Annotated in this window: 23 protein-coding genes; 10 read left to right on the forward strand and 13 right to left on the reverse strand. The window is 65.4% G+C overall.

The annotated features are described in order from the left end of the window. Positions 1-49: 49 nt before the first annotated feature. Both BMZ17_RS00545 and BMZ17_RS00550 read right to left on the reverse strand, forming a co-directional pair. A complete protein-coding gene (locus BMZ17_RS00545) occupies positions 50-988 on the reverse strand; it encodes an electron transfer flavoprotein subunit alpha/FixB family protein (protein WP_093133785.1) in 939 nt (312 codons plus the stop codon). Continuing rightward, positions 988-1,734 (reverse strand): electron transfer flavoprotein subunit beta/FixA family protein, encoded by a 747-nt coding sequence (locus BMZ17_RS00550; RefSeq protein WP_093133789.1) that lies wholly within the window; start codon positions 1,732-1,734, stop codon positions 988-990. Before BMZ17_RS00550 ends, BMZ17_RS00545 begins: the two co-directional genes overlap by 1 nt. Before the next feature lie 265 nt (positions 1,735-1,999). On the opposite strand from BMZ17_RS00550, the gene BMZ17_RS00555 reads away from it, so the two are divergent. Continuing rightward, a complete protein-coding gene (locus tag BMZ17_RS00555) occupies positions 2,000-3,166 on the forward strand; it encodes a nucleotide sugar dehydrogenase (RefSeq protein ID WP_093133794.1) in 1,167 nt (388 codons plus the stop codon). Between the two features lie 79 nt (positions 3,167-3,245). On the opposite strand, the gene BMZ17_RS00560 is transcribed toward BMZ17_RS00555, so the two are convergent. Next, positions 3,246-4,592: a phosphohexomutase domain-containing protein gene (locus BMZ17_RS00560; RefSeq protein ID WP_093133799.1), complete on the reverse strand. Its 1,347-nt coding sequence runs from the start codon at positions 4,590-4,592 to the stop codon at positions 3,246-3,248. Between the two features lie 151 nt (positions 4,593-4,743). Between BMZ17_RS00560 and BMZ17_RS00565 the strand changes: the two genes are divergently transcribed. The 4 genes from BMZ17_RS00565 to BMZ17_RS00580 all read left to right on the forward strand — a co-directional run bounded on the left by BMZ17_RS00565 (position 4,744) and on the right by BMZ17_RS00580 (position 9,220). Further along, positions 4,744-5,481 carry a CoA transferase subunit A gene (locus tag BMZ17_RS00565; RefSeq protein ID WP_093133803.1) on the forward strand — a complete coding sequence of 246 codons (738 nt, stop codon included), beginning with the start codon at positions 4,744-4,746 and terminating at the stop codon, positions 5,479-5,481. Continuing rightward, positions 5,481-6,113: a CoA transferase subunit B gene (locus BMZ17_RS00570; RefSeq protein WP_093133806.1), complete on the forward strand. Its 633-nt coding sequence runs from the start codon at positions 5,481-5,483 to the stop codon at positions 6,111-6,113. Before BMZ17_RS00565 ends, BMZ17_RS00570 begins: the two co-directional genes overlap by 1 nt. A 158-nt stretch (positions 6,114-6,271) precedes the next feature. Further along, entirely contained in the window at positions 6,272-8,602 is a 2,331-nt protein-coding gene (locus BMZ17_RS00575; protein WP_093133811.1) for a reprolysin-like metallopeptidase, read from the forward strand. A gap of 96 nt (positions 8,603-8,698) precedes the next feature. Continuing rightward, entirely contained in the window at positions 8,699-9,220 is a 522-nt protein-coding gene (locus BMZ17_RS00580; RefSeq protein ID WP_254775219.1) for an alpha-ketoglutarate-dependent dioxygenase AlkB family protein, read from the forward strand. Between the two features lie 333 nt (positions 9,221-9,553). On the opposite strand, the gene BMZ17_RS00585 is transcribed toward BMZ17_RS00580, so the two are convergent. The 5 genes from BMZ17_RS00585 to BMZ17_RS00605 are packed head-to-tail and all read right to left on the reverse strand — an operon-like array spanning position 9,554 to position 13,977. Continuing rightward, a complete protein-coding gene (locus BMZ17_RS00585) occupies positions 9,554-10,216 on the reverse strand; it encodes an ABC-type transport auxiliary lipoprotein family protein (protein ID WP_093133819.1) in 663 nt (220 codons plus the stop codon). Continuing rightward, a complete protein-coding gene (locus BMZ17_RS00590; protein WP_093133824.1) occupies positions 10,213-11,139 on the reverse strand; it encodes an MlaD family protein in 927 nt (308 codons plus the stop codon). Before BMZ17_RS00590 ends, BMZ17_RS00585 begins: the two co-directional genes overlap by 4 nt. 17 nt (positions 11,140-11,156) lie before the next feature. Further along, a complete protein-coding gene (locus BMZ17_RS00595) occupies positions 11,157-11,948 on the reverse strand; it encodes an ABC transporter ATP-binding protein (protein ID WP_093137962.1) in 792 nt (263 codons plus the stop codon). 23 nt (positions 11,949-11,971) lie between these two features. Next, positions 11,972-13,087, reverse strand: a complete 1,116-nt coding sequence (locus BMZ17_RS00600; RefSeq protein ID WP_093133828.1) for an ABC transporter permease — start codon at positions 13,085-13,087, stop codon at positions 11,972-11,974. After that, positions 13,084-13,977 carry a DMT family transporter gene (locus tag BMZ17_RS00605; protein WP_093133831.1) on the reverse strand — a complete coding sequence of 298 codons (894 nt, stop codon included), beginning with the start codon at positions 13,975-13,977 and terminating at the stop codon, positions 13,084-13,086. The genes BMZ17_RS00600 and BMZ17_RS00605 overlap by 4 nt, the downstream gene beginning before the upstream one ends. A gap of 116 nt (positions 13,978-14,093) precedes the next feature. Here BMZ17_RS00605 and BMZ17_RS00610 point away from each other — a divergent pair, with 116 nt between their 5' ends. Then, positions 14,094-15,335, forward strand: a complete 1,242-nt coding sequence (locus BMZ17_RS00610; RefSeq protein ID WP_093133834.1) for a threonine/serine exporter family protein — start codon at positions 14,094-14,096, stop codon at positions 15,333-15,335. A gap of 102 nt (positions 15,336-15,437) precedes the next feature. On the opposite strand, the gene BMZ17_RS00615 is transcribed toward BMZ17_RS00610, so the two are convergent. From BMZ17_RS00615 to BMZ17_RS00630, 4 genes are all read right to left on the reverse strand, one after another. Continuing rightward, positions 15,438-15,827 carry an H-NS histone family protein gene (locus BMZ17_RS00615; protein ID WP_093133837.1) on the reverse strand — a complete coding sequence of 130 codons (390 nt, stop codon included), beginning with the start codon at positions 15,825-15,827 and terminating at the stop codon, positions 15,438-15,440. Positions 15,828-15,985: 158 nt separating this feature from the next. Continuing rightward, a complete protein-coding gene (locus BMZ17_RS00620) occupies positions 15,986-17,680 on the reverse strand; it encodes a proline--tRNA ligase (protein ID WP_093133840.1) in 1,695 nt (564 codons plus the stop codon). Between the two features lie 80 nt (positions 17,681-17,760). Further along, positions 17,761-18,024, reverse strand: a complete 264-nt coding sequence (locus BMZ17_RS00625) for a DUF4124 domain-containing protein (protein ID WP_175485438.1) — start codon at positions 18,022-18,024, stop codon at positions 17,761-17,763. 4 nt (positions 18,025-18,028) lie between these two features. Then, entirely contained in the window at positions 18,029-18,439 is a 411-nt protein-coding gene (locus BMZ17_RS00630) for a DUF4124 domain-containing protein (protein ID WP_093133846.1), read from the reverse strand. Between the two features lie 127 nt (positions 18,440-18,566). On the opposite strand from BMZ17_RS00630, the gene pssA reads away from it, so the two are divergent. The 4 genes from pssA to BMZ17_RS00650 all read left to right on the forward strand — a co-directional run bounded on the left by pssA (position 18,567) and on the right by BMZ17_RS00650 (position 20,740). Next, entirely contained in the window at positions 18,567-19,343 is a 777-nt protein-coding gene (gene pssA, locus BMZ17_RS00635) for a CDP-diacylglycerol--serine O-phosphatidyltransferase (protein ID WP_093133849.1), read from the forward strand. After that, on the forward strand, positions 19,340-19,783 hold the full coding sequence (locus tag BMZ17_RS00640; RefSeq protein ID WP_093137963.1) for a hypothetical protein: 444 nt from the start codon (positions 19,340-19,342) through the stop codon (positions 19,781-19,783). The genes pssA and BMZ17_RS00640 overlap by 4 nt, the downstream gene beginning before the upstream one ends. After that, entirely contained in the window at positions 19,780-20,283 is a 504-nt protein-coding gene (rimI, locus tag BMZ17_RS00645) for a ribosomal protein S18-alanine N-acetyltransferase (RefSeq protein WP_093133852.1), read from the forward strand. Before BMZ17_RS00640 ends, rimI begins: the two co-directional genes overlap by 4 nt. Positions 20,284-20,371: 88 nt before the next feature. Further along, positions 20,372-20,740, forward strand: coding sequence for a hypothetical protein (locus BMZ17_RS00650; protein WP_217645719.1), 369 nt, complete (start codon positions 20,372-20,374; stop codon positions 20,738-20,740). 39 nt (positions 20,741-20,779) lie between these two features. On the opposite strand, the gene BMZ17_RS00655 is transcribed toward BMZ17_RS00650, so the two are convergent. Continuing rightward, positions 20,780-21,565: an EamA family transporter gene (locus BMZ17_RS00655; RefSeq protein WP_254775158.1), complete on the reverse strand. Its 786-nt coding sequence runs from the start codon at positions 21,563-21,565 to the stop codon at positions 20,780-20,782. Positions 21,566-21,593: the final 28 nt, after the last annotated feature.

Consider the following 21,593-nt stretch of genomic DNA (forward strand, 5'->3'; position numbering starts at 1 on the left):
ACTCTGCATCCACAGCAGCAGGCTCTTCTTTCAATAAAAAAATCCCCCATTAGATCGTCGCTTGCAGCTCCGGCAGGATCGCAAACAAATCCCCCACCAGCCCGATATCGGCGATCTCGAAGATCGGCGCGTCAGCGTCCTTGTTGATCGCCACAATCGTGCCGGCGTCCTTGATTCCGGTCAGGTGCTGGATGGCGCCGGAGATGCCGATGGCCATGTACAGCTCGGGGGCGATGATCTTGCCGGTCTGGCCGACCTGGAGTTCGTTGGGCACGTAGCCAGCATCGACCGCGGCACGCGAAGCGCCGACGGCGGCACCGAGTTTGTCGGCCAGCTTGTAGATGATGTCGAAGTTTTCCTTCGAACCGACGCCGCGACCGCCGGAGACCACGCGCTTGGCGCTCTGCAGGTCGGGGCGGTCGGACTTGCCGGCGGCCAGACCGATGAAGCGGGTGTGCGTGGGCAGCGTAGCGTCGACGCTCGCCGCTTCGATTGGCGCACTGCCGCCGGCGGGCGCTTCCGGCCAGGAGGCGGTGCGCACGGTGGCGACCACGGTCTGGCTGGCGTCGGGTTCGACGGTGATGATGGCGTTGCCCGCATAGATCGGGCGGGTGAAGGTGTGTTCGCCTTCGACCGTGATCAGGTCCGAGACCTGCGCCACGCCCAGCAGCGCGGCCACGCACGGCATCAGGTCCTTGCCGAAGGTGGTCGAGGGGCCGAATACATGCGTGTAGCCGGCCGCCAGCGCCACGATCTGCGGGGCCAGAACCTGGCCGATGGCGTGGGCGTTGGCGGCGTTGGCCACGGTCAGCACCTTGGTGACGCCGGTGATCTTGGCGGCAGCTTCGGCGACGGCGGCCGGATCGGCGGCCAGCACGACCACGTCGAGCGCTTCGGGCTTGAGTGCGGCGGCGGCGCTGACGGTCTTGGCGGTGGAAGCGTTGAGCGCGCCGTCCAGGTGTTCGGCGATGACGAGGACCTTGGCCATTACAGCAACCCCTTCTGCTTGAGTGCGGCCACCAGCTCGGCGGCGTCCTTGACCATCACGCCGCGGCTGCGCTTGGGCGGCGCGGCGTAGTGGGTGGTCTTGAGTTCGGCGCCGGCTTCCACGGCCAGGTCGGCGAACGCGATCGTCTCCAGCGGCTTGGACTTGGCCTTCATGATGTCGGGCAGCTTGATGAAGCGCGGCTCGTTCAGGCGCAGATCGGTGGTGATCACCGCCGGCAGGTCGATTTCCAGCGTTTCCAGGCCGGCGTCGACTTCGCGCGTCACCGTGGCCTTGCCGTCGGCGATCTCGACCTTGGAGGCGAACGTCGCCTGCGGGCGGCCCCATAGCGTGGCCAGCATCTGGCCCGTCTGGCTGGCGTCGTCGTCGATGGCCTGCTTGCCCAGGATCACGATGTCCGGTTGCTCTTTCTCAATCAGCTTGAGCAGGGTGCGAGCGGCGGTCAGCGGCGACACCGGGCCGTCGGCGACCACGTGCAAAGCGCGGTTGGCGCCCATCGCCAGACCATTACGCAGGTGCGCGGCGGCATCGGCAGGAGCAATCGTGGCCACAACCACTTCAGTGGCGATGCCTTTATCGCGCAGGCGCAGGGCTTCTTCCAGCGCGATTTCATCGAAAGGATTGGGCGAGAGCTTCACGCCCTCGGTGACCACGCCGGAGTGGTCCGGCTTGACCTGGATGCGCACGTTGTAGTCCACCACGCGCTTGTAGGCGACGAGAATCTTCATCGGAGCTGCGAGTCCTTGAGGAACCTGTACGAGTGGCCCGGCCGCGGCGGCTGGCGCGGGGCAGATTCCCGATTCTAACGGGCCGGGCGCCGCCATGCGACACCGTATGGTGGTTTGGCATTCCAGAGGCGCGTGAAAACCTGCATCTGTCCGGCAGGGGAGCGAGGGCGCCGGCGCCCGGCGAAACCTGCGACGCCATCCAGACCGCGTTGCATGCGCGTGTCGTATCGTAGCGGGGCTTCCATCCCCCATGAGGTTGCGACACATGAAGATTGCGGTGGCCGGTACCGGCTACGTGGGCCTGTCAAACGGCGTCCTGTTGGCCAAGCACCATGAGGTGGTGGCCCTGGATATCGTCGAGGCCAAGGTCAGGATGCTCAACGAGGGCCGTGCGCCCATCGTCGACAAGGAGCTGGAGGCCGCATTGGCCGAAGGCGGTTTGAATTTCCGCGCGACGCTGGACCCGGTCGATGCCTACACCGGCGCGGAGTTTGTGATCATCGCCACGCCAACCGATTACGACCCGGAGACCAACTACTTCAACACCCGTTCGATCGAGGCGGTGATCGGCAAGGTGCTGGAGGTCAATCCGTCGGCCACGATGGTGATCAAGTCGACCGTGCCGGTGGGTTATACGCAGAAGGCGCGTGCGCAGTTCGGTACCGACAACATCGTGTTTTCGCCCGAGTTCCTGCGCGAAGGCAAGGCGCTGTACGACAACCTGCATCCGTCGCGGATCATCGTCGGCGAGCGTTCGAAGCGGGCCAAGGTCTTCGCCGGGCTGCTGCAGGAAGGTGCGATCAAGCAGGACGTGCCGGTGCTGTTCACCGAGCCGACCGAGGCCGAGGCGATCAAGCTGTTCGCCAATACCTATCTGGCCATGCGCGTGTCCTACTTCAACGAGCTGGACACCTATGCGGTCACCAATGACCTGGACAGCCGCCAGATCATCGAAGGCATCTGCCTGGACCCGCGCATCGGCTCGCACTACAACAATCCGTCCTTCGGCTACGGTGGCTACTGCCTGCCCAAGGACACCAAGCAGCTGCTGGCCAACTACCAGAGCGTGCCGCAGAACATCATCCGCGCGATCGTGGATTCCAACACCACGCGCAAGGACTTCATCGCCGCCGATGTGCTGCGCCGCAAACCGAAGATCGTGGGCATTTATCGCCTGATCATGAAGGCCGGCTCGGACAATTTCCGCGCCTCCAGCATCCAGGGCGTGATGAAGCGCCTCAAGGCCAAGGGCGTGGAAGTGATCGTGTACGAGCCCACGTTGAGCGAGGCCGAGTTCTTCCGCTCGCGCGTGGTCAACGACCTGGCGGCATTCAAGGCCGAGTCGGACGTGATCATCAGCAACCGCATGACCGACCAGCTCGATGACGTCGCCGACAAGGTCTATACGCGCGATCTGTTCGGCGACAACTGACTGCGCCTGCGGATCGAGGTCAGTCAAAAGAAGAAGGGCGCCGCGAGGCGCCCTTCTTCGTTCCGGTCAACAGCGAAACTCAGCCCTGCAGCAACGCTGAGATCTCGTCGGTCTTCTGCTTCAGCAGCGCCGCGTCGCCACGGGTTTCCACGTTCAGGCGCAGCAGCGGCTCGGTGTTGGAGCTGCGGATATTGACGCGCCACTGGCCGAAATCGGCGCTGACGCCGTCGGTGTAGTCCAGTTCCGGGTTCAGGTCGGCGTAGGTGTCCATGACGCGCTTGACCGCGGCCTTGGCGTCGCTGACCTTGAAGTTGATCTCGCCGCTGCACGGGAACTTGGCCACGCGGTCTTCCACCCAGTTGCCCAGCGAACGGCCGGAGGTCGAGACCAGTTCGGCGATCAGCAGCCACGGGATCATGCCGGAGTCGGCGAAGGCGAACTCGCGGAAGTAGTGGTGCGCGCTCATCTCGCCGCCGTACACCGCGTTTTCCGCGCGCATCTTCTCCTTGATGAAGGCGTGGCCGCTCTTGCACAGCACCGGCACACCGCCGGCGGCTTCCACCATCTCGATGGTGTTCCAGGTCAGACGCGGGTCGTGCACGACCTTGCCGCCGGGCTGCTTGGCCAGGATCGCCTGGGCCAGCAGGCCCACCAGGTAATAGCCTTCGATGAAGTTGCCGTGCTCGTCGAAGAAGAAGCAGCGGTCGAAGTCACCATCCCAGGCGATGCCGAAATCGGCGCCGTGTTCCTTCACCGCTTCGGCGGTGGCGGCGCGGTTTTCCGGCAGCAGCGGGTTGGGAATGCCGTTAGGGAAATTGCCGTCCGGCTCATGGAACACGCGGATGAATTCCAGCGGCAGGTGCGGCGCCAGTAGATCGACAATCGCGCCCGCGCCGCCGTTGCCGGCATTGACCACCACCTTGAGCGGCTTGAGCGCCTCGGGCTTGATGTAGCTCAGCAGGTGCTGGATGTAGGCGGATTTGTCCGGGCGGCTTTCTTCGCTGGCGGTGGGCGCAGTGGCGGGCGCCTTGTCGGCATCGGCCTGGTCGCGGATGTCGAACAGGCCGGTGTCCGAGCTGATCGGCCGGGCCTGCTCGCGCACCAGCTTCATGCCGTTGTAGTCCATCGGGTTGTGGCTGGCGGTGACCATCACGCCGCCGGCGGCCTTGAGGTGATCGGTCTGGAAATAGACCTCCTCGGTGCCGCACAGGCCGATGTCGATGACCTCGCGGCCCTTGGCGCGCAGGCCGGCCGAGAGCGCGTCCTGCAGGCCGGCGCTGGTCAGGCGCACGTCGTGGCCCAGCACGACCGGGCCGGCGTCCAGCATGTCGGCCAGCGCCACGCCGATGCGGCGCGCCAGGTCCTCGTCCAGTTCATCGGGGACGCGGCCACGGATGTCGTAGGCCTTGAATGCGGGAAGCGGCATGGAGGGAGTCCTTTGTGGGGGAAACAGGGCCAGCGAGTGTAGCCAAGCAGATGACAATCCGGCGTTAGCGCGCAGGACCAAAGTCCAACAGGCCGTCGCCGGGGCCGCCGCTAGAATGCGAAGCGACGCCTGTAACAACGGATACGACGCGATGACCCAGACAACTCCCGGCCGCGACGCGCGCGCTGGCAAGGTATTTCCGGATGCGGCGACGGCGCTGGCGGATATCGCCGCCGATGGCCAGACCCTGGCGGTGGGCGGTTTCGGCCTGTGCGGTATCCCCGAGGTGCTGATCAGCGCGCTGCGCGAGACCGGGGTCAAGGACCTGACGGTGATCTCCAACAACGCGGGCGTCGATGGCTTCGGCCTGGGCCAGCTGCTGGCCACGCGCCAGATCAAGAAGATGATTTCGTCCTATGTGGGCGAGAACAAGGAGTTCGAGCGCCAGTACCTGGCCGGCGAGCTGGAGCTGGAGTTCAACCCGCAGGGCACGCTGGCCGAGCGCCTGCGCGCCGGCGGGGCGGGCATTCCTGCGTTCTTCACCGCCACCGGCTACGGCACGGTGATCGCCGAAGGCAAGGAGACGCGCGAGTTCGACGGCAAGCATTACGTGCTGGAAACCGCGCTGCACGCCGATATCGCCCTGGTCAAAGCCTGGAAGGCCGATACGGCCGGCAACCTGGTGTTCCGCATGACCGCGCGCAACTTCAACCCGGCCTGCGCGATGGCCGGCAAGACCTGCGTGGTGGAGGTCGAAGAAATCGTCGAGGTTGGCGAGATCGCGCCGGACCAGGTTCACCTGCCCGGCATTTACGTCGATCGCATCGTGTTGAATGCCAAGCCCGAGAAGCGCATCGAACAGCGCACCGTGCGCGAGGAGTCAAAGTAATGGCCTGGACCCGCGAACAGATGGCCGCGCGCGCCGCGCAGGAACTCACCGACGGCGCTTACGTGAACCTGGGCATTGGCCTGCCCACGCTGGTGGCCAACTACATTCCCGATGGCGTGGATGTGTGGCTGCAGTCTGAAAACGGACTGCTCGGCATCGGCCCGTTTCCGACCGAGGACGAGATCGACGCCGACCTCATTAACGCCGGCAAGCAGACCGTCACCGCACGCAAGGGCGCCAGCTTCTTCGGCAGCCATGATTCGTTCGCGATGATCCGCGGCGGCCACATCGATCTGGCGATCCTCGGCGCGATGCAGGTGAGCGAGAAAGGCGACCTGGCCAACTGGATGGTGCCCGGCAAGATGGTTAAGGGGATGGGCGGCGCGATGGATCTGGTCGCCGGCGTCAAGCGCGTCGTGGTGATCATGGAACACGTCGCCAAGGACGGCAGCCACAAGATCCTGTCCGAGTGTGATCTGCCGCTGACCGGCCTCGGCGTGGTCGACCGAATCATTACCGACTTGGGAGTGTTTGATGTCACGCCGGAGGGTTTGAAAGTGGCGGAGCTGGCCGATGGCATCACGTTGGATCAGCTCGCCTCCATAACCGGCGTCGTTCTGCTGAGGAATTGATTACAGGCTTCCGAACTGAATAAAGGATCGCATCACACTTCGTGATGCAGGTCCGGTTTTGGCGCGGTGTTCGGATATAGTCCGCCAAAGCAAATGTGGCGCGATTTGTTTGCCTGTGTCGGATCAGGCAATGGCGCCCCAAATCAGGGGGCTTGGAAATGAAGTGGAACTTCTTCGCGTTGATGGGATTGGCAGCGCTGGCTGGCTGCAGCAAGGATTGGGCAGGCGATGCGGCACGTGGTAATCACGCTGTGGTTGCTGCGCAGCCTTTGACAGCGAAGGCATTGATGGCACATGGGCCTTCAGCTTCTTCGATTGCAGGCGCGCCTGATCGGGGTTCCTTGCTGGCGTATCAGCGCAACGCACCAACGACCCGCACCGATGCCTACATGCTCTTCCCGGTCAGCATGAGCGAAGCGCATGCGGTCGCCGCAACGCTCAGCGGGGAGTTGACGCTGGAAGCACCCGACGGCACGCCATTGCGCGTTCGCTATGCCCGCCATGAAGAGTACCCAGACGGCAACTGGAGCTGGATTGGGCGAGTAGAAGGCGGTGATCCCGGTCGCGAGGCCATCATTACATTTGGCGAGCAGGCTGTTTTCGGCAGCATTCCGCAGGCAGACGGCAGCACGCTACGGCTGACGACTCAGGCAGGGCAAGTCTATGCCATGACCATCGATCCAAGGAATTTCAAGACGACCCGCCGCAAAGGTGGTCCTGACGCCATGGCGGCGCCTGCGGCACTAGATCCTTTTGCTGCGTCGGCCACATCACTTGCCGCAAGCGCGACGGCTACCACTGCGAGTCAGGCGAAAGTCACCGCAGGCGCGACGGCTTCGGCCACCAACACGATCGACGTGGTCCTTGGGTACACCAATGGATATGCCGCAGGCCTGGGCGGGCAGTCAGCCGCAGTCACGCGCTTGCAGAACCTGATCGCGACAGCCAACGCGGCATTAAGCAACAGCAATGTGGCCGCTCAGGTTCGTCTGGTTGGGACGGTGCAAGTCACTTATACGGACAGCAACGACAACGGCGCGGCGCTCAACGCGCTGACCGGTATCTCCGACAGCGGCGCGCCTGTCACAATCCCCGCCGCGCTGAAACCGCTACGCGACGCGCGTGAGACTTATGGTGCGGATTTGGTTTCGTTGGTCCGCAAGTTCGATGAATCCGAAAACGATGGCTGTGGCGTTGCGTGGCTCAACGGTGCGGGCGGTGTTGCGATCACTAGCAGCGACGCGGCCTACGCTTACTCGGTCGTCAGCGACGGCACCGATCGCGGCAGCGATGGCAAGACGTATTACTGCGAAGACCATACGCTGGCCCATGAAATGGCCCACAACATGGGTTCGCAGCATGACGTCGACAACGCCGGCGGCATGCAAGGCCGTTATCCTTACTCCTACGGCCTGAAGGCGTCCTCCACTGCCGGAAATTTCTACACCGTGATGGCCTACGGTGACAGTGGTCAGACCTCCTACAACGTGTTCTCGAATCCGAATGTCACCATCTGCGGTGGTCGTGCCTGTGGCGTTGCTGGCCAAACTGACAACGCGCGCAGCCTGAATCTAACGATTCCGCTTGTTTCCAAGTTTCGCCCCACGATCGTTGGCTCTGACTCGGTGCCGTATCTTTATGCGATCAGCAAAAATGATCCCGCGCGGACAAGTGTTGTTCTGAACATTATGGCGGGGTCGAATAACTATTCAAGCTTCGTTACTCAGGCGGATATAAATTTAGCTAGAGTGGGTTTAGACGAGCGCTGGATTTTTCAGGTTGGTGATTACAATTTGGATGGTGTTATTGATGTGTACTCGGTTAAAAGAACTTCAAGTTCGGGAAAGACCGAAGTGCATATTCTTGACGGTGCGAGTGGCTTTTCATCTTTCAGTCTTCATGCGGCAACAGCTTTGCCTGAGACTGGTGTAGATGGGCGCTGGATGTTTCGCATCGCCGATTATAATCGAGATGGGCGGCTTGATCTTTATGCCATTAAGCGTTCTAGTACTAGCTCGGGGCGTACTGAGGTGCACGTCTTAAATGGGGCTGATAATTTTAAGACGTTTCTATTGCACGCAGCGACAGGATTGGCCGGGACGGGTGCGGACTATTCATGGACATTTGACCTTGCGGATTACAACGGGGATGGTGTACCAGATCTATACGCAGTCAAGAAGAACGGAAGTTCCGAAAGGACTGAAGTTCATGTCATGGACGGTGCAGCGAAATATTCAACGTTTCTACTGCATCAGGCGACTGTTCTGGCGAGTACCGGCAGGGACAATGCGTGGGAGTTCTCGGTGGCAGATTTCGATTTGGACGGAAAGCCTGATCTATATGTGATTAAGAAGAATGCTATGACCACTGGCAGGACGGAAGTGCATATTATGAGCGGATCCTCTAAGTTTCAGGCCTATCTTCTGCATGCAGCCACTACCGTCCCAATTTCTGGGGGCGATTCTTCTTGGGCTTTCGTCGCCAGATAGGTCCTGCTCTCGAGATGTGCCACTTGAGTAATTAGGGCATTGAGTTGCGAACTCAGCATTTTTGAATATTGCCCGCAGTGGTTTTCGAAGCCTACTTTGCTCTACAGGAGGCTGGAGCCAATTTCATGGCAAACCCACCGTATCCGCATGTTTGGGAAGTGGGTCGACTCGCCGCGGTTGAGTTGCTGGATCGGGGATCCGGAAGCGCGTTATCGGTATTCGGGGCAGACGTTTGCGCCACATCCTTGGCCGGCGGCGCTGGTGCCGGTGCGGGACCGGCTCCGGGAGGAGCTTGGGGTGGGGTTCAACAGCGTACTGGCCAATCTGTACCGGGACGGGCGCGATGCGATGGGCTGGCATAGCGATGATGAGCCGGAACTGGGGCCTGAGCCGGTGATTGCGTCGGTCAGCTTGGGGGTGGCGCGGCGGTTCGTGATGCGGCGGCGTGACGATCCCGCCGTCAAACGTGAATTTCTGCTGGAGCCAGGGAGCTTGCTGGTGATGTCGGGCAGCTGCCAGCGCGACTGGCAGCATGCGCTGCCGCGGACGGCCAGGCCGGTTGGGCCGCGCATCAATCTGACGTTCCGCCGCATCATCGTGCCGCCTGACGCCGCCTGACGCCGCCTGACGCCGCCTGACTGTCGTGGTGATGCTGCCGAGTTGTGCACGGGGCTTGCCCTCGCGCGATGCTGAGGTCGCCGGGCGCGGCGAGCTTGGGCCGCAGCGGCGAGCGCCAGTGCCGCTTTCCCGTGATGACGCCCGATCCTGGTAGACGCGATGTGATGCAAAGCGCCAGGTTCGAGCGTGCCGCGGACGCGACCGTGATCGACGATGATTGCGCACGTTGGGCTGGGCGGTTCCGGTTCCCCGATAGGCGCGCAGCGACTTCGTCAGCGACGTTTCAGGCGTTCCGCGGAGTTCACGAACTCGCGAACAAGGGCAGTGCAGGTGTTATTGCGCGGCTGCAGCCGGCTTCGGCGCGCCGTATTCCACAGCCGGATGCGCCTGCACGCTGGTCAGGGTCCAGCCGACGATCTGGGTGGTCAGCTGGGTCAGGGCCTGGTCGAAAGCCTGCACGACCACGCCGGTTTCGGTGCCGCTGGCCGGCTGGATGACGTTGAAGGTGCGCGAGGCGGCCACGCTCTGGTCGGCGTTCTGCACCAGCTTGGCGTTGACCACCAGCACGGCCGAAGGCGTGGCGCCGCCAGCGTAGTCGGCCTCGAAACGGCGCACGTCCATCACCAGCTTGTAGACGCCGCGGATGCCGGCATCGGTCGTGCCGGTGCCGCCGGTCTTGCCCGAGTCCTCCAGCGTGCGGGTCACCGCGTCCTGCAGCATGTCGGTGGCGCTCTGCGCCCAGGCGGCGCCGTGGTAGACCTGCAACTCGTCCGGGGTCGGCCGCACGGCGATGCGCGAGCTGTCCAGCACGCGCGCCGCGCTGGGCTTGGCGACCACGATCGAGGCCGGCACCGACGGCCAGTTGGGGTCGGCAGTCACCTGGACCTGCGGCGAATAGATGCTGGTCGGTTCGCGACCACCGCCACCCAGCAGCGAGGAGCAGCCGGCCAGCGTCAATGAAGTCCCCAGGACGAGGAAGAAGGCGGAGGTCTTCATTTCGGTTCGAATTCCTTCGGTGCGTCGCGGCCCAGCAGGTAGCGCGCGGGGTTGCCTTCGAGCCGGTCGCTGACCCGGCGCAGGTCGCGGATCAGGCCGCGCAGTTCGTTCAGGGTCGGGCCGAGCTGGCCCAGGCCGTCGTTGGCGAAGCTGTTAATCGCCTGGCGGTTCTCGCCCATGATGGCGTCGGCATTGCCGGCGGCCGAATCCAGCTTGGCCAGCGCGGTATCCAGCTTGGCCAGGGTCTGCGGGAGCTGCTTGACCACGTTCTGGTCCAGGTCGGTCAGCGTGCCGTTGGCGGTGTTGAGAGTGACATCCAGGCTCTTGGCCGCATCGCGCGCGGACACCAGCAGCGCCTGCACGCCGGCTTCGCGGTCGGAGATGTCGCCGCTGATCCTCTGCAGGTTTTCCAGCGTGGAGGAAATGGCCGCGACGTTCTTGTCGCTCAGCACCTGGTCCATCTTCTCGACGATACGGTTGGCGGTATCGGTGATGTTCTGCAGGGCCGAAGGGCTGGTGCGGATCACCGGCGCGTCGCGCTGGTCCACGTCGGTGAGCTTCTGCGAGGCCGGCGAGCCGCCGCTGAGCTGGATGATCGACGGGCCGGTCAGGCTGGTGATGGCCAGCTTGGCGGTGGTGTCGGTCTTGACCGGGGTGTTGGAATCCAGGCGCAGCTGGGCGATGACCTGGCTGGGATCGTTGGGGGCCAGCGACAGCTTGGTGATCGAGCCCACCGCGATGCCGTTGTATTGCACCGGGCTGCCGATGCTCAGGCCGGTGACCGCCTCGCGGAACACCACCTGGTACTGCTGGTAGCTGCGCTCGGAGGAATACTTGGCCGCCCACAGGCCGAACAGCAGCAGGCTGATGCCCACCACGATGGTGAAGGCGCCGATCAGGACGTAATTGGCCTTGGTTTCCAAATGCCGGTTCTCCGCAGTTAACGCGCGTCGCGCGCGGCCCGGGCGCGCGGTCCGTGGAAGTATTCCTGGACCCACGGGTGGTCCAGCTGTTCGATTTCAGGCAGGGGTGCGGTGGCGATGACCTGTTTGTCGGCCAGCACCGCCACGCGGTCGCAAATAGCGTACAGGGTGTCCAGATCGTGGGTGATGAGGAACACGGTCAGGCCCAGCGCTTCCTGCAAGGTCTTGATCAGGCGGTCGAACGCCGCCGCGCCGATCGGATCCAGGCCGGCGGTGGGTTCGTCCAGGAACAGCAGCGGCGGGTCCAGCGCCAGCGCACGGGCCAGGCCGGCGCGCTTGCGCATGCCGCCGGAGAGCTGCGAGGGCAGCTTGCTGATGGTGTCGGCGGGAAGCCCGGCCAGTTTCACCTTCAGCAGCGCCAGCTCGTAGCGGAAGGTGTCGGGCAGCTCGGGATGGTTTTCCTTGAGCGGCAGCTGCACGTTCTCGCCGACGGTGAGCGAGGAGAACAGCGCGCCATCCTGGAACAGCACGCCGGTGTTGCGCTCGATGTGCTGGCGCGCGGCGCGATTGCCGGCGCGAGCGTCCTCGCCCAGCACTTCGATGCGGCCGGCCTCGGGCGTCTGCAGGCCCAGGATGGTGCGCATCAGCACCGACTTGCCGGTGCCCGAGCCGCCGACCACGCCGATGATCTCGCCGCGCTTGACGGTCAGGTCCAGGCCGTCGTGCACGGTCTGTTCGCCGAAGCGATTGACCAGCCCGCGCACGCGGATCACCACGTCGGGATCGTGCGCCTCGTCCACGCCGTCCAGCGGCGCGGGATCGAGCGCGGCGTTCACCAACCCACCTGCATGAACCACAGTGCGGCGAAGGCATCCAGGATGATCACCAGCGAGATGCACTGCACGACGCTGGAGGTGGTGCGTTCGCCCACCGACTGCGCGGTGCCTTCCACCTGCAGGCCTTCCAGGCAGCCGATCAGGCCGATCACCATGGCAAACACCGGCGCCTTCACCAGGCCGACCAGCATGTGCTTGAGTTGGATGGTGTCGTGCAGGCGCGCGATGTACTGCTGCGGCGGAATCCCCAAGTCGAACGCGCCGACGGTGATGCCGCCGGCCAGGCCGGCCATCATGGCCACGAAGGTCAGCATCGGCAGGGTCACCAGCAGCGCGATCAGGCGCGGGATCACCAGCAGGTCGATCGGGTCCAGGCCCAGGGTGCGGATGGCGTCGACCTCCTCGCGGCTCTTCATCGCGCCGATCTGCGCAGTGAAGGCGCTGGCGGTGCGTCCGGCCAGCACGATCGCGGTGAGCAGCACGCCGAACTCGCGCAGGAACGCGATCGACACCAGCTCCACCACGTAAATCTCCGCGCCGAAGTCGCGCAGGATGGTCGAACCCAGGAACGCGATCACCGCGCCAACCAGGTAGGAGAGCAGGGCCACCAGCGGCAGTGCGTCCAGCCCGACCTGCTCCATGTGGTGCACGGTGGAGGTGATGCGCAGGCGCTTGGGCTCGTGGATGATCCGCAGCAGCTTGGTGAGGTTCTCGCCGGTGAAGCTCACCAGCGCCATGATTTCGCGGCCGTTGTCCTGCACCTGGTAGCCCAGGCGGCCGAGCGCGGCCAGGAAGCCGAGGTCGCGCTTCTTCTTCGGCCGGTCGTCGACCACGTCCTCGATGCTGGAGACCAGCGCCTGGTGGTCCTGGCGGAACAGCAGGTTCTCCAGCGGGATGTTGCGGCGGTTGGCGTGGCGCAGCAGGGCCAGCACGCCGGCCGAATCGATCCGGCCGATGCCGCTGGCGTCCAGGGTCTGGGCTCCTTCGGGGATGCGCTGCAGCTGCTTGCCCACGTCCATCGCGCAGGACAGGGTCCAGTTGCCCAGCAGCCGGGCCCGCGTGGGCTCGGCCGGGTCGATGCGGACCTCGGGCTGTGTCTGGGCGGGCGTCATAGTGGTCTGGCCGCGAGCATACAGGCTATGCCGGTGAAGGTCAGTGCAACGCCGGCCACGGCGCGCCGTCCCAGCGGCTCGCGCAGCCACAGCGCGCCCAGGATCACCAGGAACACCGAGGCCGATTCATTGAGGATCGCCGCCACCGCGGCCGGCGCGTATTTGTAGCCGCCCAACCACAGCACCATCGACAGGCCTTGCCCGCACAGCGCGGCCACCACCAGGCGCGGCCAGGGCACGGCCGCGGCGACGAAATGGAAATGCCGCCGCATCCGCGGCCAGGCGCGCAGCAGCAACAGCCCGCCCACCGCACCGGCCAGGCGCAGCACGGTGATCCACAGCAGCGACTGGGCTTCCAGCACGCGCTTGAGCATGACGATGGCAATGGCCATCAACGCGATCGAGACCAGCCCGATCACCACCCCGCGCAAGGTGTGGCTGGGATGGGTCTGCCACTGCTTGGGTGGGCGCGCCACCAGCACCACGCCGCCGGCGACCAGGGCAAAGCCCAGCCACTGCCACGCGCCCAGCCGTTCGCCGAGGAACACGAAGCCCAGCACCAGCACCAGCGGGCTGTAGAGGTTGCCGACCACGCCCATGCGCCCGGCGCCGAGTTCGTTGAGCGCGCGGAAGTACAGCGTGTCGGCAATCGCAATGCCCATGATGCCGCTGACCAGCGACAGCACCAGCTGCGCGGTGGTCAGCGTCGGCAGTTGGCCGTGCGTGCTGAGCAGCGCCAGAGGTGTCAGCACGATCAGCACCAGGCCGTTCTTGAACAGGTTCAGCGCCGCCGGCGGCAAGGTGCTGCCCAGCTGGCGGGCCAGGACCACGCCGAACGCCCACGTCGCGGCGCTGCCCAGCGCCATGGCTTCGCCCAGGCCGATGTTCATGCGGAAAGGACAAGCGACATGGGCATTGCACGCGGGTTGGGACGGAGGCCAAGCGCACCAGTGTAGGAGAACGCGCGCGGCCGCCTACACTAGCGGCTGACTTTCGTTGGCTGCCGATGCCCCGTCCTCCCGCTCCCGCCACCTACGCCCAGCGCATCGCCTTCGTCTGCGAGATCGCCGCGCGCCTGCATCGCTACGGCACCACCGCCCAGCGCCTGGAGGGCAGCATCCTGGCCCTGTCCGCGCGGCTGGGCTTGGATTGCGAGCCCTGGTCCAACCCGACCGGGATGATCCTGAGCTTCAGCGATCCCAAGCGCGCGCTGGGTGCCAGCGATACCACGCGCGTGATCCGCCTGGCACCGGGCGAGAACGACCTGCACAAGCTCAGCGAGGCCGATCGCATTGCCGAATCGGTGGCCGCCGGCGAGATGACCCTGGCCGAAGGCCATGTCGCCCTGCGCGCGCTGGACCGGCTGCCTTCGCGCAGCTTCCGGCTCAAGCAGATCCTGGCCTTCGGCCTGGCTTCCGGCGGCGTGGCCGGGCTGTGGCGGCTTCCGTGGCTGGATATCGCCACCGCGGCGTTGATCGGGCTGCTGATCGGCGTGTTGTCCCAGCTCAGCGACCGTCGCCCGCAGCTGCGCGAGGCCTCCGACGCGATCGCCTCGCTAGTAGCTGGCCTGGTGGCGATCCTGGTCTCCAACCTGATCGCGCCACTCAACCTCAACACGGTGATCATTTCCTCGCTGGTGGTGCTGCTGCCGGGCATGACGCTGACCAATGCGTTCAACGAGCTGACCAGCCAGCACTGGGTCTCGGGCACGGCGCGCTTTGCAGGCGCGGTGACCACGGTGATCAAGCTCACCGTGGGCAGCATCATCGCGGTGACCCTGGCGCAGATGCTGGACCTGTATCCGGAAGTGCGCGCGCTGCGGCCGCAGCCGGACTGGGTGGAGTGGGGCGCGCTGGTGGTCAGCGGTTATGCCTTCGCCGTGCTGTTCAAGGCGCATCGCCGCGATTATGTGTGGGTGATGGGCGCGGCGATCTGCGGGTATCTGATCTCGCGCTATGCGGGCAAGGCCTGGGGCAGCCCGGTGGGCCTGTTCCTGTCGGCGCTGGTGATGACGGCGCTGGGCAATTTCTTCGCGCGGCGTTTCAACCGGCCCGGTGCACTGATCCGCCTGCCGGGCATCATCATGCTGGTGCCCGGCAGCGCATCGTTGCGTGGGCTGATGGCGCTGGTGCAGGGCGGAACGCCCAGCAGCGATTCGACGATGCTGGTGGTGCTGCAGATCCTGATGGCGCTGGTGGCCGGTTTGTTGTTCGGCAATCTGCTGGTGTCGGCGCGCAAGGCGCTTTGAATCGTTCCGTTAGTTTGAAACGAAACCACATTGAAGCGCGCAATAAAAAAAACGCCGGCAAATGCCGGCGTTCTTGTTTTCCTGATTCAAGTGCGAAGCGAATTACTTCTTCGGCTGCTTGATCAGGAATTCCTCCGGCTTCTTGCCCGAGGCGACGTATGCGGCCAGCCAGCGCGGTTGCTTGCCACGGCCGGTCCAGGTTTCCTTGGTGTTGGCCGGGTTGCGGTATTTCGGCGCGACCTTGCCCAGCTTGCGGCCGGCGGTCGGGCTGGCCTTCTTGGCGGCGGCCTTCTTGCCACGGGTCGGGGCAGCGGTGCCGGCAGCGCCGAACAGCTCCTCGATGGTGTAACCCTCGGACTTGGCGAACTTCAGGATGCGGCTGCGCACCTTGGTGATCGGCGTGCGCTTGGAGATCACCGTCTGTCGTTTCTGCGCCTGGGTGATGAGCGAGGCGAGTTCTTTGGGAGACAGGCCGGAAAGATCAATCGACATCGAATAACTCCGAATGTGGAAGAAGAAAGTGGGGCCATTCCCTGGCGGAGTGGGCCGATCCTAATCTAGTTTAGTTACCCGATACAAACCCTGTGGATTAACTGACAAAAGAAAAGGCCGGCAATGCCGGCCTTTTCCCTATGGATTCCCGAAAGGTTTCAGCCCGCGCGCAGGCGCTGGAACAGTTCGGCTTTCTCCAGGTTTTCCGCCGCTTCGGCGCGACGGGCGCGGTATTCGAACGTGCCGGCGGCCACGCCGCGCTCGGAGACCACGATCCGGTGCGGGATGCCGATCAGCTCGATATCGGCAAACATCTGGCCGGGGCGCAGGCCGCGGTCGTCCAGCGCCGCATCGAAACCGGCCGCCTGCAGTTCGGCCAGCAGCGACTGCGCCGCTTCGATCACCGCCGGGTCCTGCTTGGGATTGATCAGGCACACCGCGACCTGCCACGGCGCCATCGCGTCGGGCCAGATGATGCCGTTGGCATCGTGGTTCTGTTCGATGGCCGCCGCGACGATGCGCGACACGCCGATGCCATAACAGCCCATCGACATGACCTGCGCCTTGCCGTTTTCATCCAGCACGGTGGCCTTGAGGGCTTCGGCATATTTGCGGCCGAGCTGGAAAATATGCCCGACCTCGATGCCGCGGGCGAGTTTGATTTCGCCACCATCGGCGGCGCGCTCGCCCTCGATGACATTGCGGATATCGGCCACGTCGGCTTCGGGCAGGTCACGGCCCCAGTTGACGCCGGCAATATGGAAACCGGCCTCGTTGGCGCCGACGACAAAATCGGCCATCGCCGCCACGTCGCGATCGGCGACCACGCGGATCGGCTTCTTCGCATTCAACGGACCGAGGAAACCCGGCAGGCTGCCGAGGTGATCGACCAGCTCGGCTTCAGTGGCCATGCGGTAATCGGCCATGCCGGCGACCTTGGCCAGCTTGATCTCGTTGACTGCGTGGTCGCCACGCACCAGCACCAGCACGAAACCGGCCGGGGTCATGGTCGCCACCGACTTGACCGTGCGCTGCAGGGCGATGCCCATCAGCTCGGCCACCGCTTCGCAGGTCTTCTGCGTGGGCGTGTCGATCTTGCGCAGCGCTTCGGCCGGGGCTGGGCGCGGCGCGGGATCGGCGGCCACGGCCGCTTCGACATTGGCCGCGTAGTCAGAGCCGGTGGAGAACGCCAGCGCGTCCTCGCCCGACTTGGCCAGCACGTGGAATTCCTGCGAGGCATCACCGCCGATGGCGCCGGTATCGGCCAGCACCGAGCGGAACTCCAGCCCCAGACGGGTGAAGATGCGCGTGTAGGCCGCATGCATGTTGCGGTATTCGCGCGCCAGGTCGTCATGGCCCAGGTGGAACGAGTAGGCGTCCTTCATCAGGAACTCGCGCGCGCGCATCACGCCGAAACGCGGGCGGATCTCGTCGCGGAACTTGGTGTTGATCTGGTAGAAGTTCACCGGCAGCTGCTTGTAGCTGGACAGCTCGTTACGGGCGAAATCGGTGACCACTTCCTCGGCGGTGGGCGAGTAGCAGAACTCCTGCTCCTTGCGATCCTTCACCTTGAGCAGCTGCGGGCCGAACTTCTCCCAGCGGCCGGTTTCTTCCCACAGCTCGCGCGGCTGGATCGTCGGCATCAGCATCTCGACCGCGCCGGCGCGGTTCATTTCCTCGCGGACGATGGCCTCGACCTTGCGCAGCACGCGCAGGCCCAGCGGCGCCCAGGTGTACAGGCCCGAGGCGAGCTTGCGGATCATGCCGGCACGCAGCATCAGCTGGTGGCTGACCAGCTCGGCGTCGGCGGGGGTTTCCTTGGTGGTGCGGAGGTGGAACTGCGACAGGCGCATCGTGGGAAATCGCTGGCGGAAAGCGGGCATTTTGCCAGTTGCCGCGCCCGGGCGTTGGATCGGGTGGTGATCCGGTGGCGTCAGCGCTTCACTTCGACGCGGTTTTCGCGGCCCAGATCGACCGGAATGCGTTCAAACGGCAGGCCCTTGGGCGGCGGGGCATCGGTGATGTGGACGATGCCATCCTGGTCGTGCCAGCGATACAGCGCCGGGCCTTGGGGGCTGTGTGCTTGACCGGTGGCGGGTTTGCCGGCGTGTTGGGCGATGGGCGACTCGCGGCCGATGGCGAAGTACAGCCCGCCGCCGAGCAGCAGGCCGGCCATGATCGCCCAGCCCAGGCGCATGGTGTTAGTTGCGCGGCGCGGCGCCGGCCGGAGCCGCCGGGGTGCAGTAGGCCTTGACCGCGGCATCGGCCAGGTCGCGCTGGCCGGCGCGCTCGCTGTCGCTCAGCACCGCGCCGGGCTTGCCGTCGGCGCCCATCTGCCGCACCGGGGCGGAGTTGGCGAGGATCTTCTGGTTGAGCCGGGCGCTGGAGCACTGCGCGTTCTCGGCCGGGGCGGCCTGCGCGGTCGCCGGGGCGCTGCCGCGGGCCATCGCGTCGGCGGCGTTGATCTGCTTGCCTTCCAGGTTGGACTTGGGCGGTGGCACGTCCGAGTAGTGGGTCACGCCCTGGGCGTCCTTCCACTGGTACATGCTCTGGGCGCAGGCCAGCGGGGAGGCCAGCAGGGCCGAGAGGATCAAGCAGGTGGACAGGCGCATGGACGGGCTCCGCATCAGATGTCGCATCGGCGCCGATTGCAGCACCCCGGCCGGTTGGAGGCAAGCTGGAATCGTTGTCGCGCCTGCACCCCCCGCCTTCGGCCCTTGGCGAGGCTAAACTGACGCAATGAGCGAGCTTCCCCAGCCCAAGCGGGCCCGCGGCATGTATTTGCTGCCCAATCTGTTCACCACCGCCGGGCTGTTTTCCGGCTTCTACGCGATCATCGCCGCGTCCAATGGCGAATTCGTGTCCGCGGCGATTGCCGTGTTCGTGGCCGGCCTGATGGACGGCGTGGATGGGCGCGTGGCGCGCCTGACCGGCACCAGCAGCGAGTTCGGCGTGCAGTACGACTCGCTGGCCGACCTGGTCAGCTTCGGCCTGGCCCCGGCGCTGGTGATGTACTACTGGTCGCTGTCCTCCCTGAAGCTCGATGGCGAGACCGTCGGCCGGGTCGGCTGGGCGGTGGCCTTCCTGTATGCGGCCTGCGCGGCGCTGCGCCTGGCGCGCTTCAACACCCAGGTGGGCGTGGTCGACAAGCGCTGGTTCATCGGCCTGGCCAGCCCGGCCGCGGCGGGGCTGATGATGTCCTTCGTCTGGGCGTTCTCCGACGGCAAGCTGGACTGGACCGGCGAGCAGCTGCGCTACGTGGCGCTGGGCGTCACCATCGTGGCCGCGCTGCTGATGGTCAGCCGGATCCGCTTCTGGAGCTTCAAGGGCACCGGCAAGGGCGGGGCCAAGGCCGATCGCGTGCCGTTCCTGCTGGTGGTGCTGGTGCCGGTGGTGATCGCGATCCTGGTGATCGATCGCCCGCGCACGCTGCTGGTCGTGGGCGTGCTGTACGCGCTGTCCGGGCCGGCCATGGCGCTGTGGAACCGCTGGAGCCGCAAGGGCGCGGTGGCATGAGTCTGGACGGCGGCCCGCTCTGGACCGAGGAACAGCACGGCTGGCTGCAGGCGCTGGGCCACACGGTCTGGGTGCCGGGCAGCCTGCCGGTTGCTGAAAGCGCTGCGCCGCCGATGCGCGCGGCCGAGCCGCGTCCCGCCCGTCCCCTGCCGCTGCCGCGCGAATCGGCGCCGCCCGTCGCCCGGCGTCCCGCACCGCCTGCGCCGGTCGAAGCGCAGGCCGAGGCCCCGCGTCGTCCGGCACCGCCACGTCGCGCCGGGGCGCGTCTGCACGACACCCTGCATTTCGAAGTGATCCGCGCCTCGGGCCTGAACCCGAATGCGCCCGACGCCGCGGCGATCATCGCCAGCTGGCCGGCGGCGGCCGAGCTGCGCGGCAATCCGGCCGCCAAGCGCGCGCTGTGGCCGCGCCTGCGCGCGTTGCGCAAGGCGCCGCAATGAGCGCACTGCAGTCCGATGCCGGCTTCGTCGCCACCTTGCGCCCGATGCGCGAGGCGGACCTGGACGAGGTCATGGCGATCGAACTGCGCGCCTATCCGTTCCCGTGGACGCGCGGGATCTTCCGCGACTGCCTGACCGCCGGATATCCGGCCTGGCTGCTGCTGGAGCGCGGCCTGCCGATCGGCTACGGCGTGGTCAGCGTGGCCGTGGACGAGGCCCACATCCTCAACGTCTGCGTGGCGCCCGAGCGCCAGGGCCGCGGCCTGGGCCGCTACCTGCTGCGGGCGCTGGTGCAGGGCGCCCGCGACCGAAAAGCCGAGCGCGTGTTCCTGGAAGTGCGGCCGTCCAATCCGCACGCCATCGCGCTGTATCACAGCGAAGGCTTCAACGAGATCGGCCGGCGCCCGCGTTACTACCCGTCGCACGACGGCCGCGAGGACGCGATCGTGATGGCGATCGAATTGGTCGACGGCGAGATCGACCGGATGCCGCCGCTGTAAGCGCAGTAAAAAAGGCCGGCGTCAGAGTGCGGTTTTTGTTCCGGGCTACATGTTGAGTAAACCAATAAATCATTCGAGGAACGCATGAATGAACGGTCCTGCGCGGCTTGTGTTTTTGATGGCTGTTTTTTTCGTTCCGATGTCAGCGGGTTACGCGGCGACTTGGCAAATCTGCCGCTTGCACGTGCAGATCCAAGCAATTCGCGAACAGCCTACTCCAATGCTCAAAGCGCGGGTTTTACAGGTCAATGCGGGGCCAGCTGTGACTGAATGTCCAGCCGTTGGTCAGGTGATTGACTTCATCCCTGAGAGTGCTGACTACCAGAGCACATTGCCACGAAATCGATGGCCAAAACCTGGGCAACAGGTGCGGATGCGCTACCAATATCTCGATGGCACCTGCAAAAACGACGGAGATCCGAAGGCTTGTCGGATCCGCCATTATCCGGTGGAGTGAGAACGACGCAGGCGGGCAGACGCACCTGTTTCACCGGCATCAAGCGAGCCGCAGGACGACTACGCCTATCGCGATCACGCCGGCGGCGGCGAGCCGGCGACGCGGCGGACGTTCCTTCAGCAGCAATGCCGAGATCCCCAGGCCGAACAGGATCGCGCTTTCGCGCAATGCCGCGACTAGCGCGACCGGCGCCTGGGTCATCGCCCACAGCGCCAGGCTGTAGGACAGCAGCGTGCCGATGCCGCCAGCCATCCCGCGCCCGGCGTTGGCCCGCAGCTGGGCAACGAAACGCGCGCGCTGGGCGATCAGGGCCCAGCCCAGCAGCGGCAGTGCGGTCAGCGCGAACAGCCACAGCGTGTAGCTCAGCGCGTGGCCGGAGCGGCGCGCGCCGGCCGCATCCAGCAAGGTGTAGCTGGCGATGATCGCGGCGTTGAACAGTGGCAGCGCGGCGTGGTGCAGGCGGCCGCTTCCCAGTGCCATCGCCAGCACGCCGAGGCAGACCACGGCGATGCCGATCCAGGCCAGCGTGCCGAGATGTTCGCCCAGCCACAGTGCGCCGACGACGGCGACCAGCAATGGCGCCGCGCCGCGCATCAGGGGGTAGGCCTGGCTCATGTCCGCGACCTGGTAACAGCGCGCCACCAGGGCAAAGTACAGCGCCTGCAGCAGCGGCGAGACGATCAGGAACGGCCAGCTCGCCGCGTCCGGTGGCGGCAAAAAGGGCAGCACGCACGCGGCGATCAACGCGGCGAAGCCGCTGACCAGCACCGTGGTCATCAGCTTGTCCGGCGCGCCCTTGACGATCGCGTTCCAGCTCGCGTGCATCAACGCGGCGAACAGGACCAGTCAGAAG

This window comes from Pseudoxanthomonas sp. GM95, from assembly GCF_900109775.1.
Taxonomy (GTDB): domain Bacteria; phylum Pseudomonadota; class Gammaproteobacteria; order Xanthomonadales; family Xanthomonadaceae; genus Pseudoxanthomonas_A.

Bases quoted from the DNA above. Each gene is read 5' to 3' on its own strand.
- BMZ17_RS00610 (WP_093133834.1), top strand. From the start codon at position 14,094: ATGCCCCGTCCTCCCGCTCCCGCCACCTACGCCCAGCGCATCGCCTTC.
- rimI (WP_093133852.1), top strand. From the start codon at position 19,780: ATGAGCGCACTGCAGTCCGATGCCGGCTTCGTCGCCACCTTGCGCCCG.
- pssA (WP_093133849.1), top strand. From the start codon at position 18,567: ATGAGCGAGCTTCCCCAGCCCAAGCGGGCCCGCGGCATGTATTTGCTG.
- BMZ17_RS00605 (WP_093133831.1), bottom strand. From the start codon at position 13,977: ATGAACATCGGCCTGGGCGAAGCCATGGCGCTGGGCAGCGCCGCGACG.
- BMZ17_RS00565 (WP_093133803.1), top strand. From the start codon at position 4,744: ATGACCCAGACAACTCCCGGCCGCGACGCGCGCGCTGGCAAGGTATTT.
- BMZ17_RS00550 (WP_093133789.1), bottom strand. From the start codon at position 1,734: ATGAAGATTCTCGTCGCCTACAAGCGCGTGGTGGACTACAACGTGCGC.
- BMZ17_RS00570 (WP_093133806.1), top strand. From the start codon at position 5,481: ATGGCCTGGACCCGCGAACAGATGGCCGCGCGCGCCGCGCAGGAACTC.
- BMZ17_RS00620 (WP_093133840.1), bottom strand. From the start codon at position 17,680: ATGCGCCTGTCGCAGTTCCACCTCCGCACCACCAAGGAAACCCCCGCC.
- BMZ17_RS00600 (WP_093133828.1), bottom strand. From the start codon at position 13,087: ATGACGCCCGCCCAGACACAGCCCGAGGTCCGCATCGACCCGGCCGAG.
- BMZ17_RS00555 (WP_093133794.1), top strand. From the start codon at position 2,000: ATGAAGATTGCGGTGGCCGGTACCGGCTACGTGGGCCTGTCAAACGGC.
- BMZ17_RS00625 (WP_175485438.1), bottom strand. From the start codon at position 18,024: ATGCGCCTGGGCTGGGCGATCATGGCCGGCCTGCTGCTCGGCGGCGGG.
- BMZ17_RS00575 (WP_093133811.1), top strand. From the start codon at position 6,272: ATGAAGTGGAACTTCTTCGCGTTGATGGGATTGGCAGCGCTGGCTGGC.
- BMZ17_RS00545 (WP_093133785.1), bottom strand. From the start codon at position 988: ATGGCCAAGGTCCTCGTCATCGCCGAACACCTGGACGGCGCGCTCAAC.
- BMZ17_RS00615 (WP_093133837.1), bottom strand. From the start codon at position 15,827: ATGTCGATTGATCTTTCCGGCCTGTCTCCCAAAGAACTCGCCTCGCTC.
- BMZ17_RS00630 (WP_093133846.1), bottom strand. From the start codon at position 18,439: ATGCGCCTGTCCACCTGCTTGATCCTCTCGGCCCTGCTGGCCTCCCCG.
- BMZ17_RS00655 (WP_254775158.1), bottom strand. From the start codon at position 21,565: ATGCACGCGAGCTGGAACGCGATCGTCAAGGGCGCGCCGGACAAGCTG.
- BMZ17_RS00585 (WP_093133819.1), bottom strand. From the start codon at position 10,216: ATGAAGACCTCCGCCTTCTTCCTCGTCCTGGGGACTTCATTGACGCTG.
- BMZ17_RS00640 (WP_093137963.1), top strand. From the start codon at position 19,340: ATGAGTCTGGACGGCGGCCCGCTCTGGACCGAGGAACAGCACGGCTGG.
- BMZ17_RS00650 (WP_217645719.1), top strand. From the start codon at position 20,372: ATGAACGGTCCTGCGCGGCTTGTGTTTTTGATGGCTGTTTTTTTCGTT.
- BMZ17_RS00560 (WP_093133799.1), bottom strand. From the start codon at position 4,592: ATGCCGCTTCCCGCATTCAAGGCCTACGACATCCGTGGCCGCGTCCCC.